Source organism: Klebsiella quasivariicola, from assembly GCF_002269255.1.
Classification (GTDB): Bacteria; Pseudomonadota; Gammaproteobacteria; order Enterobacterales; family Enterobacteriaceae; genus Klebsiella; species Klebsiella quasivariicola.
Genome location: NZ_CP022823.1, coordinates 4624773 through 4636276, shown reverse-complemented (window position 1 = coordinate 4636276; position 11504 = coordinate 4624773). Strand labels below are relative to the sequence as shown.

The 11504-nt window shown below is 54.1% G+C and carries 10 protein-coding genes; 1 reads left to right on the top strand and 9 read right to left on the bottom strand.

Going from position 1 to position 11504, the window contains the following annotated elements:
- Nucleotides 1–159: 159 nt before the first annotated feature.
- On the top strand, nucleotides 160–1056 hold the full coding sequence (locus tag B8P98_RS23385) for a LysR family transcriptional regulator (RefSeq protein WP_095033450.1): 897 nt from the start codon (nucleotides 160–162) through the stop codon (nucleotides 1054–1056).
- Nucleotides 1057–1093: 37 nt separating this feature from the next.
- Here the strand turns inward: B8P98_RS23385 and aroD are convergent, their stop codons facing one another.
- The 9 genes from aroD to leuL all read right to left on the bottom strand — a co-directional run bounded on the left by aroD (nucleotide 1094) and on the right by leuL (nucleotide 11272).
- Nucleotides 1094–1849 (bottom strand): type I 3-dehydroquinate dehydratase, encoded by a 756-nt coding sequence (gene aroD / locus B8P98_RS23380; RefSeq protein WP_025711016.1) that lies wholly within the window; start codon nucleotides 1847–1849, stop codon nucleotides 1094–1096.
- Nucleotides 1850–1879: 30 nt separating this feature from the next.
- Nucleotides 1880–3094 carry an MFS transporter gene (locus B8P98_RS23375; protein WP_025711015.1) on the bottom strand — a complete coding sequence of 405 codons (1215 nt, stop codon included), beginning with the start codon at nucleotides 3092–3094 and terminating at the stop codon, nucleotides 1880–1882.
- Nucleotides 3095–3104: 10 nt separating this feature from the next.
- On the bottom strand, nucleotides 3105–3968 hold the full coding sequence (locus tag B8P98_RS23370) for a shikimate dehydrogenase (protein WP_025711014.1): 864 nt from the start codon (nucleotides 3966–3968) through the stop codon (nucleotides 3105–3107).
- 11 nt (nucleotides 3969–3979) lie between these two features.
- Entirely contained in the window at nucleotides 3980–6013 is a 2034-nt protein-coding gene (locus B8P98_RS23365) for an oxidoreductase (RefSeq protein WP_095033449.1), read from the bottom strand.
- A gap of 395 nt (nucleotides 6014–6408) precedes the next feature.
- Entirely contained in the window at nucleotides 6409–7014 is a 606-nt protein-coding gene (leuD, locus tag B8P98_RS23360) for a 3-isopropylmalate dehydratase small subunit (protein WP_025711012.1), read from the bottom strand.
- Nucleotides 7015–7024: 10 nt separating this feature from the next.
- Nucleotides 7025–8425, bottom strand: a complete 1401-nt coding sequence (gene leuC, locus B8P98_RS23355; protein WP_025711011.1) for a 3-isopropylmalate dehydratase large subunit — start codon at nucleotides 8423–8425, stop codon at nucleotides 7025–7027.
- 2 nt (nucleotides 8426–8427) lie between these two features.
- Nucleotides 8428–9519: a 3-isopropylmalate dehydrogenase gene (gene leuB, locus B8P98_RS23350; RefSeq protein ID WP_095033448.1), complete on the bottom strand. Its 1092-nt coding sequence runs from the start codon at nucleotides 9517–9519 to the stop codon at nucleotides 8428–8430.
- Entirely contained in the window at nucleotides 9519–11090 is a 1572-nt protein-coding gene (gene leuA / locus B8P98_RS23345; RefSeq protein WP_025711009.1) for a 2-isopropylmalate synthase, read from the bottom strand. Before leuA ends, leuB begins: the two co-directional genes overlap by 1 nt.
- Before the next feature lie 95 nt (nucleotides 11091–11185).
- Nucleotides 11186–11272, bottom strand: coding sequence for a leu operon leader peptide (gene leuL, locus B8P98_RS23340; protein WP_017901192.1), 87 nt, complete (start codon nucleotides 11270–11272; stop codon nucleotides 11186–11188).
- Nucleotides 11273–11504: the final 232 nt, after the last annotated feature.

Sequence of the window (11504 nt, the reverse complement as noted above, 5' to 3'; positions counted from 1 at the left end):
ATGTTATCTATGAATGGCAATGCCTTGTTGCACATTCATACGCTTCTCAAAATAATATTTGATGTAACGCCGATATTTACCCGCTCATGCGCATTATTGGCGGCTTGCATGGTATATTAGCGTCAGTGCATTTATTCTTATATTATACGGGCAAAAATAATGAACCTAAAGCAACTTTATTATTTTAAGCGTTTGTCTGAAACCGAACATTACACCGAAGCGGCCTCCAGTCTGTGCATCACTCAGCCCTCGCTAAGCCATGCGATATCTGAGCTGGAGAAGGAGTTAGGGGTCGCGCTGTTCGCCAGACAGGGACGCAATGTCAAAATTACCCAAAACGGCAAACGTTTTCTGCCGTATGTGGATGACGCGCTGGCCTCGCTGGAAAATGGCCGAATGGTGTTGCAAAAAAATGGCGCTGAGAATAAAGAGAATATTCGCATCGCCTTTATTTACACGATGGGTGAATATGTTGTTCCGCAGTTAATTAATAAATATTCTCTTTCACCTGAATGTCACAATGTGACTTTTTCTTTTACGCAGGGGACGTCGCTGACGCTATTGCAGGAATTAAAAGCAGGAAAGGTCGACCTGGCGATCTGTTCCTATATTGCTGACGAACCAGATATTGATTTTATTCCTGTGATTCAGCAGGAGCTGGTGGTGGTTACGGCAAAAGATCATCCGCTGGCCAGGTTGTATGAACATGAAGTCGACCTGGTGGAGACGATTCATTATCCCTATATCTATTTTTCAGAAAATAGCGGCCTGCGTCCCTTTATCGATAATGTATTTATGCAGCAAAAGCTGCTGCCAGAGATCGCCTGCTATGTGGATGAAGATACCGCGATGGCTGGGCTGGTCAGTATCGACTATGGGATCGCGATCATGCCGCGGATCTCGGCGCTCTCCTATTACAACGTTCATATCCTGACGATTAAAAATACCATTCCCCCGCGCTATATCTATCTGGCGACCATGAAAGACAGGGTGCTTTCTCCGGCGCTGCAGTCTTTTAAAAATGTGGTTATCCACGACAGCCAGAATATCTGTTAGCGGATGGCCCGGAGATTGCCTCCGGGCCATGGGTTTATCAGGAAAGAATATCCATCACTTCACGCAGCTTGGCGATGGCGATCTGTCCCGGCGCAGAAGCCTGGCCCACGGTGCCAAAGGTCATGGCTGAGCCAAAAAGACGCCCGGTTACCCGGCTAACGCCGCCCGATTTCCCCATCGACATGGTGATCAGCGGGCGCGTGGCATACTTCTCTTTCATGGTCAGCGTGGCGGCGAGCAGGGTCAGCACATCCTGCGGCGACTGCGGCATCACCGCGATCTTCGGCAGGTCGGCACCCAGCTCCTGCATGCGGCGCAGGCGATAGATGATATCTTCCTGAGCAGGGGTCTTATGGAAATCATGGTTGCTCATGATGACCTTGACGCCCGCGGCATGCGCATCGTCAACCAGCGCGCGGATCTGCGTTTCATCATTGAACAGCTCGATATCGATAACATCAACCAGCCCGCTACGCGCGGCCTCGCGGTTGAGCGCAAAATACGCCTCGTCGCTGATCTCAGTCTCGCCACCTTCTTTCTTACTGCGGAAGGTGAAGAGCAGCGGAAGTGCTTTCAGCGCGTGACGGATTTCCGCCAGCGCAGCCATCACCTGAGCCACTTCTCTGACCTGGGTAAAATGGTCAACGCGCCATTCGATAATATCGGCGCCGGCATCAACCAGACCCTGGGCGTTACGCAGCAGTTCATCCTGCGTTTTGCCGATCAGCGGTACGCAAATTAAGGTTTCCCCTTCCTGGAAGGTGATGTTCTTTACGGTTACTGCATTTGTCATGTAGGTATCCATTATTTTTCGCGTTGAACTTCAGGCGGTGACTGCGGTGCGTGACACTTTTTGCGCCGCCCGAGCCTGCAGTTGACGATAGCCGATGTACAGGGCGATCACAAAGCCGATAACGGCGATCAGAAAATCAAACCACATAATGCTGGCGATACTGATCTGCGAAAGCTTTGCGGTGATCAACGGGATCGTGAAGCTGGCGATACTGCCGGCAGTGTAGAAGATACCGGTTGCTTTGCCTTTTCCGTTCGGGAAGCTCATCGCCATGATTGTCGCACCCAGCTGTAGCACTCCGCCAGCGGCGGCAAAGCCGATGACAAAAGCAAAGCCGGTCACCATCATTGGCGTCGGGAACAGGCACACCAGCAGCAGCGAAATCATCGACAGGCCAGTATAAATAATCATCGCAATGGCCGAGCTAAACACCTCTTTGACGAAGGCGGCAGTTACGAACACGCAAACCAGCGAGCCAACGGTGTAGATGCTAAGCAGTTTAATCGCCGAGGCATAGGGCAGGCCGACCACGAACTGGCCGTACTGCGCCAGCCATTGGCTGACCAGATAGAAGGTCGCCATGCCGATATAACCGTACAGGGTGAAGATCACCATATCTAGCTTATTGGCCTGTGGCCGGGTGGCTGTTTCCGCCTGTGGCTCCGGAGATTCCTCTTTCTTTGCTGCCTGGCTGTCAGGGAACGGCATTTTAAGCAGGTAAATCCCGCTCAGAACAAAGAGTGCCGCCGCAATCACGAACGACCAGCCGAACCACAGATTTGCCCATATCAGGAAGCTGATAATGAACGGCAAGAGGAACTGTCCTGCGGAGACAAAGGCTTTGATCAGCACGTTAGCCCGGCTGGCAGAATGCGGGAAAGATTCCATCAGCGCCGGATAGGTACCGGAATCGAGGAAGCTGTTCGCCAGGCCCGCCATAATGCCGAACACGTAAGCCAGATAGATATTTTTGGTCAGCAGGATGCCGACGAAAAAGATCAGATAGCTAAGGATCCCAAGATAGATAAAAGGCTTGCGACCAAAGCGATCCGACAGGAAGCCGGTCACGATGGTTGCCAGTTTGCCGATACCTAGCGAAGAGATCACCACCGATACGCCGGCCGCGTCCGTTCCCCACTGTTCCTGAAGATGGGCCATGTTGAGGGTGATTAACAGCACCCCCATCCCATGAATCAGGTAGTTGAGGTACAGCCCTGCCGCAGTAGGGATGTATTTATTTTTCATCGCTTGGCCCTTAGAACAGGATGCTTTTGATGTAATCAACCGGCATCTGTTTACCCGTCCAGATTTCGAACGCGCGCGCGCCTTGCCACAGCATCATGCCCAGACCGTTCAGCGTACGGCAGCCTTTTTTCTCTGCAACTTCCAGCAGGTGGGTTTTACGCGGGTTGTAGACGACATCGGAGACGATCAGGTCCGGGCGCAGGAAGCTGTCATCCGGCAGCAGCATTTGTCCTTCAAACGGCTTCATGCCTACACCGGTAGCATTGGTCAGGATCACACTGCTGTCGATTTCGGCACGCAGCTTGTCATGATCGTCCAGATCGAACAGATGGATCTCGCAGTTAGTGTTGTTGCGGATCTTGGCCACGGTTTCTTCAGCGTTGGCGAAGAATTTATCGCGACGGTTAAAGATAGAGATCGCCTTCACGCCATCCAGTGCCGCCTGGACGCAGAGCGCCGTTGCCGCGCCGCCGGCGCCGAGTACGGTCATCTTCTTGCCGATGATATCGATACCTGCTTCGCTAAGAGCGCGCATGTAGCCGGTGCCATCGGTGATATGCCCGGTCAGTACGCCGTCGTCGTTGACCACGGTATTAACCGCCCCGACCAGCTGCGCCGCCGGCGACAGCTTATCGAGATACTGGCAAATCTCGGTTTTGTTCGGCATAGAGACGTTGAAGCCGCGCAGCTTCATCGCCCGGAAGCCCTGCACCACGTCTTTCAGCTCCTGGTTACCCACTTCAAAAGCGAGGTAGACATAGTCCAGTCCGAGATGGGCAAAAGCCTCGTTGTGCATGGTGGGTGACATGCTGTGGCGAATCGGAGTCGCGATCAGGCCAATCAGTTCAGTGTGTCCAGTAATACGTTCTGCCATGACAAAAATCCTCAATAAGTTAGAAAGGGAATTCGTTGTGCTTCGCGGCTGCCGAGCGCACCCATGTCTTCCAGGGTGTCCAGCACATTGCGGCCTTCGCGGATGCCGTCGATAATGCGCCGTGCCATCAGGCTGTCGCCGATATTCATGATTTTGACGTTATTGGCATTGGCCCAGCGTTCGATCTCGTCGAGACCCGTCCGGTTGGCGCGCATTCCCAGGCAGACAAAGCCGTAGTCGAAGGGGATATCGAAGGTCTGTTGCGCATTTTTCACCTGGAAGTGATCGGCTGCGACCGCCATCAATTGGGTATTCATGTGCTGCTCGACCTGATACTCGTCAAGCATGGTCAACATGGCATTTTTGGTAATGATGTCGAGATCGCGACCTGCGGAATCTTGCATCTCGATTAGCACCGCCTGCGCGCCGCGAGCGGTAAAGTATTCGATAACGTCCAGGCCAACGGCACCTGCGCCGACCACGGCGATGCGTTTACCCTCGATATCGGTAAATTTCGCCAGGTTGTCGATCATGCCGGTAATGGAAAATATCTTGCCGTTCTCGACGTCAATGTTCTCCCGTAATCCTTCGATCGGCGGCAGCAGCGGAGTCGAGCCGGTGGCGTTGACAATCAGATGCGGGCGCAGGGCGGAAACTGAAGCCACGTCGGCCCGTTTGCCGACCTGAAGCATCAGGTTATCCAGCGAGGCGATACGATTTTTCATAAACTGCGGGAAATCAGCGATGCGTTTTTTCTCCGGCAGACGGGAGATTTCGCTGGCGAGGCCGCCGACGTGGTTTTTCGCTTCCAGCAGCCAGGTATGGCAACCGACTTCCGCTGCGGTGCAAGCGGCTACCATCCCGGCGGTACCGGCGCCGATGACCACCACGTTAGTCTCGCGATTGACGCGGCGCATTTTGTAGGCGTCGCCATGAATGATATCCGGATTAATCGAGCAGCGCAGCGGGCGGGAGCGAGCGATACGATGGTCGGCGCAGCCGATGTTGCAGGATATGCATTTACGCATCAGACGCTCATTACCGCTTTGTACTTTCTGTACCCATTCCGGTTCAGCAATCAGACCGCGGCCAATAGCGATAAGATCGGCATCTCCGCTAGCGAGAATATCCTCGGCCACCAGCGGTGAGCGGATATTGCCGGCGATGACCGTGGGCTTATGGAATTTGTCGCGTACCGCGCGGGAAAGATAGCGCTTCCAGCCATCCTCCAGCGACATCTGATCGATCTGCAGATTCAGGTTGTCGTTCTGTGCCGCAGAGACGTTGATGATATCGACCTTATCCTGACAGAGCTCAAGAATGCGCAGGGAATCTTCGAGGGTATTACCGCCCTTAAGGAAGTCATCGGCGCTGATGCGCAAGCTGACCGGGAAACGCGGCCCGACGCAGGCGCGAACTTTGTCGACAATCAGACTTAATATCCGGGTGCGGTTTTCGACGCTGCCGCCAAATTCATCGGTACGCTTATTAAATAACGGTGATAAAAACTGGCTAATTAAATAGGAGTGGCCGGCATGAATTTCGACGCTGTCGAAGCCCGCACGACGAACGCGTTCTGCGGCATCGCCAAATTTTTCTACCGCGTGATAAATTTCCTCATGGGTCATCGGGCGTGGAATATTACCGTGCTTCTTCGATGGCGTGGTGGAGGAAGAGAGCGGCGTCTGGCCTTCCAGTCGGTAGGCGTAAGCGGAAGCGCCCGCATGATTTAACTGAATGGATACGCAGGCCCCATGTTTATGCAGGGTCTCGGTTAATTTAAACAACCGCGGAATGTATTGATCGTTATCGATACGCAGCTGGGTGGTGCCGTTGGAGGCGAAAGGGAAATCAATACAGATGTTTTCGATGGTGATAAGCCCGGTACCGCCTTTGGCCCGAAGTTCATAGTACTCAAGCTGTTCCTGCGAGACTTCGCCGTTGAGCGTAGCCATATTAGTGCCCATCGGGGGCATAATAATGCGGTTTTTTAACGTCATACCGTTGATGGTCAACGGACTGAAAAGGTGCGGGTAGTGGCTCATCTCTTCTCTCCACAGGAGGCCGGGAGGCCGATATGCGGGGGCCCGGGCGTATCCTTAGTTAATATTTCTCTGTGGGAGAAGATAACGAGGAGAAAAATCGAAAAATAATGCTTTTTTTTGTCCTGAGCTATAGGGGTTCTCTATGGGATTAACGCTTCTTTCACATTGTTATATTTTTATCGTAAATACTCGTGCCTTATTTTTACTTGCAGTGAGGGGATAATACAAAAAACAGCCGGGAAGGAGAGGCAAAAAGCGAAATGATTCGTCTTTATGGCGTATACCAGGTCCGCATTTTGCTCGGGTGATGAAGAAAATAATATTGTTTTTGTGCGTGAGATCTCAGTTTTCTCAGCAATAAAATAAAAGCCCGGTCAAAAGACCGGGCCCGAAGGTTAGTGCATAAACGCCGGCAGTTTCCGCTCGTAGTCGGAGATCGCCGCTTCATGCTGCAGCGTCAGGCCGATGCTATCCAGACCATTGAGCATGCAGTGGCGGCGGAAGTCGTCGATCTTAAAGCTGTAGGTTTTATCCCCCGCTTTAACCACCTGCGCTTCCAGGTCCACTTCAAACTGAATGCCCGGGTTGCTTTGCACCAGCTTGAACAGTTCATCGACTTGCTCGTCGCTGAGGGTTACCGGCAGCAGCTGGTTGTTGAAACTGTTGCCATAAAAGATATCGGCAAAGCTCGGAGCAATAACGACTTTAAAACCATAATCGGTCAGCGCCCATGGTGCATGCTCGCGTGAGGAGCCGCAGCCGAAGTTTTCGCGCGCCAGCAGAATAGATGCGCCCTGGTACTCAGGGAAGTTCAGTACAAATTCCGGGTTTGGCTGTTGACCTTTATCGTCGAGGAAACGCCAGTCGTTAAACAGGTGCGCGCCAAAGCCTGTGCGGGTAACTTTCTGCAAAAACTGCTTAGGAATGATCGCATCGGTATCGACGTTTGCAGCATCCAGCGGAACCACCAGGCCGGTATGTTGGGTAAATTTCTCTGCCATGATGGTCTCCTTACTTCAGATTACGGATATCGGCGAAATGACCGGTAACGGCTGCCGCGGCGGCCATGGCCGGGCTTACCAGATGCGTGCGTCCGCCGCGACCCTGGCGGCCTTCAAAGTTACGGTTGCTGGTAGAGGCGCAACGCTCGCCGGGATTCAGGCGGTCGTTGTTCATCGCCAGGCACATAGAACAGCCCGGTAAACGCCACTCAAAGCCGGCTTCGATAAAGATCTTGTCCAGCCCTTCCGCTTCCGCCTGCGCTTTTACCGGACCGGAGCCCGGCACCACCAGTGCCTGAACACCCGGCGCCACTTTACGACCTTTGGCGATTTCTGCCGCGGCGCGTAAATCTTCGATGCGCGAGTTGGTACAGGAACCGATAAACACTTTATCAATAGCCACTTCCGTCAGCGGGATGCCGGATTTCAGGCCCATATAGGCCAGCGCTTTCTCGGCGCTGGCGCGCTCCACCGGATCGCTGAACGACGTCGGATCGGGGATAATATCGGTTACCGAAATCACCTGGCCCGGGTTGGTGCCCCAGGTCACCTGCGGGGCAATCTCTGCCGCCTGCAGCGTCACGACCGTATCAAAGGTCGCGCCGTCGTCGGTTTTCAGGGTTTTCCAGTATGCTACGGCATCGTCAAAATCTTTGCCTTTCGGCGCATGCAGACGACCCCGTACATAATTGAAGGTGGTTTCGTCCGGCGCGACCAGGCCCGCTTTCGCGCCCATCTCGATCGCCATGTTACAGAGGGTCATGCGGCCTTCCATGCTCAGATCGCGAATCGCTTCGCCGCAGAACTCAACCACGTGGCCGGTGCCGCCGGCGCTGCCGGTTTTCCCAATGATCGCCAGCACGATATCTTTGGCGGTAATGCCCGGCGCCGCTTTGCCTTGCACTTCGATTTTCATGGTTTTCGCCCGGCCCTGCTTCAGGGTCTGGGTTGCCAGTACATGCTCCACTTCGGAAGTACCGATGCCGAACGCCAGCGCACCGAATGCGCCGTGAGTAGCGGTATGGGAGTCGCCGCAGACGATGGTCATCCCCGGCAGGGTGACGCCTTGTTCCGGGCCCATAACGTGAACGATGCCCTGATATGGGTGGTTCAGATCGTACAGTTCAACGCCGAACTCTTTACAGTTCTTAATCAGCTCCTGCATCTGGATGCGGGCCATCTCACCGGACGCGTTAATATCTTTAGTCTGCGTCGAGACGTTGTGATCCATGGTGGCGAAGGTTTTACCCGGCTGGCGTACCTGGCGACCGTGCGCGCGCAGACCATCAAACGCCTGCGGCGAGGTCACTTCATGCACCAGGTGACGATCGATATACAGCAGCGGGGTTTCGTTTTGCGCCTCATATACCACGTGCGCATCAAACAATTTTTCGTATAACGTCTTCGCCATGATTACACCCCTTCTGCGACATAGCGGGCAATAATATCGCCCATTTCATCAGTGCTGACCGCCGCCGCGCCGCGCGCTAAGTCGCCGGTACGAACGCCTTCTTCTAAAGTGCGGTTAATCGCGTTTTCAATCGCGGTAGCGGCCTCGTTGGCATTCATGCTGTAGCGCAACAGCAGGGCCAGGGAGAGGATCTGCGCAATCGGGTTGGCGATATTTTTACCGGCGATATCCGGTGCGGAACCGCCCGCCGGCTCATACAGACCAAAACCTTCTTCGTTCAGGCTGGCGGACGGCAGCATTCCCATCGAGCCGGTGATCATCGCGCACTCGTCGGAGAGGATGTCGCCAAACAGGTTGGAGCACAGCAGCACGTCGAACTGGGACGGATCTTTAATCAACTGCATGGTGGCATTGTCGATATACATATGTGCCAGCTCAACGTCCGGATACTCTTTACCAATCTCGCTGACGATTTCGCGCCACAGAATGGACGACTGCAGGACGTTAGCTTTATCGATGGAAGTCACTTTGTGACGACGCTTACGGGCGGATTCAAAAGCGATGCGCGCGATACGTTCGATCTCAAAGCGGTGATACACCTCGGTATCAAAGGCTTTCTCATGTTGACCGCTGCCTTCGCGGCCTTTCGGCTGGCCGAAGTAAATGCCGCCGGTGAGTTCGCGAACGCAGAGAATGTCGAAGCCGTTGGCAGCAATATCGGCACGCAGCGGACAGAACGCTTCCAGCCCCTGATACAGTTTGGCCGGGCGCAGGTTGCTGAACAGTTTGAAGTGTTTACGCAGCGGCAGCAGCGCGCCACGCTCTGGCTGCTCGGCAGGCGGTAAATGTTCCCATTTCGGGCCGCCAACGGAGCCGAACAGGATCGCATCGGCTTGTTCGCATCCGGCGACGGTCGCCTGCGGCAGGGGGGTACCCTGGCGGTCGATGGCAATCCCGCCGACATCGTATTGGCTGGTAGTAATGTGCATGGCAAAACGTTGACGCACGGCTTCCAGTACTTTCATCGCCTGGTTCATCACTTCCGGGCCAATGCCATCACCCGGCAAAACGGCAATATGGTAATTCTTCGACATTACACGGTTTCCTTATTGTTCTCTTTATTCTGAGCTTTGCGTTGCAATTCTTTTTCGACTTCGGCGGCGCGCCAGATATTGTTCAGTACGTGTACCATGGCTTTTGCTGACGACTCAACGATATCCGTTGCCAGACCGACGCCATGGAAGCGGCGGCCGTTATAGTCAACCACGATATCCACCTGGCCCAGGGCGTCTTTGCCGTGACCTTTCGCGCTTAAGCCATACTTCACTAATTCAATGTTGTAATCGGTAACGCGGTTAATCGCCTGGTAGATAGCGTCAACCGGACCATTGCCGTTGGCGGCTTCAGTTTTGACTTCATCCCCGCAGACCAGCTTGATCGATGCGGTAGCGATATCGCTGGAGCCGGACTGGACGTTGAAGTAATCCAGACGGAAATGCTCCGGCTCTTCCTGTTGTTTGTTAATAAACGCCAGCGCTTCCAGATCGTAATCAAAGACCTGGCCCTTTTTGTCCGCCAGCTTCAGGAACGCGTCGTACAGATGATCCAAGTTGTAATCGCTCTCCTGGTAGCCCATCTCTTCCATCCGGTGTTTTACCGCCGCGCGGCCGGAGCGGGAGGTCAGGTTCAGCTGCACCTGGTTCAGGCCGATAGATTCCGGGGTCATGATCTCGTAGTTTTCGCGGTTCTTCAGCACGCCGTCCTGGTGGATGCCAGAGGAGTGGGCGAAGGCGCCGGTGCCGACGATAGCTTTGTTGGCCGGGATCGGCATATTGCAGATTTGGCTGACGGTCTGGCTGGTGCGCCAGATTTCATGATGATTAATGTTGGTGTGCACATTCATGATGTCTTTGCGCACTTTGATTGCCATGATCACTTCTTCCAGCGCGCAGTTTCCGGCGCGCTCGCCAATACCGTTCATCGCGCCTTCGACCTGGCGCGCCCCGGCGTGGACGGCGGCGAGGGCGTTACCGACGGCGATACCCAGGTCATCATGGGTGTGGACGGAAATAATCGCTTTGTCGATATTCGGTACGCGCTCATACAGGCCGCTGATGATGTTGGCGTATTCGAACGGCATGGTGTAGCCGACGGTATCCGGGATATTGATGGTGGTGGCGCCAGCGTTGATTGCCGCTTCCACGACGCGAGCCAGATCGGCAATCGGCGTACGGCCGGCGTCTTCACAGGAGAATTCAACGTCGTCAGTATAGTTGCGCGCCCGCTTCACCATATAGACCGCACGCTCAATGACTTCATCCAGGGTACTGCGCAGTTTGGTGGCGATGTGCATCGGCGAGGTGGCAATAAAGGTATGGATGCGGAAAGCTTCGGCTACCTTTAAGGATTCCGCCGCCACGTCGATGTCTTTCTCGACGCAGCGCGCCAGGGCGCAAACACGGCTGTTTTTAATGGTGCGCGCGATGGTTTGCACTGATTCAAAATCGCCCGGAGAGGAAACCGGGAAACCGACCTCCATTACATCGACACCCATCCGCTCAAGGGCCAGAGCGATCTGCAGTTTCTCTTTGACACTCAGGCTTGCCTGTAACGCTTGTTCGCCATCACGTAAGGTCGTATCGAAAATAATGACTTGCTGGCTCATGGTTTGGATCCTTAGTCTGTGTCCTGGCGCCTTGTTGACGAGCATAAAAAAACCCGCGCCAAGGCGCGGGTTTTATAGTCTTGCTGGAAGATGACTTAACGCTGAACGTCGCCCAACAGCCTACCGCGCAAATGGCATGCGTTTAGTAGTAGTAGGCTGGTGATACGAGTGGTGCGAATCATTGCGTCAAACTCCAGATGAAATCGTTATGCTTTTAGAGTTACTGGATAGCCGTTTTAAAGTCAACCCCTGACGCGGAAAAAGCGGTTTGCACTGACTGACGGAATTAGCAAAATGTGCTGATACAGTACCTGTTTTGCCGAAGATCCTTTTTTGGACTCGCGCGGCGAGGCCCGCATTTGTTTCATTTGAAAAAATGCTTTGCATTCAACATGTCGTCAATCGGGAGCGGTG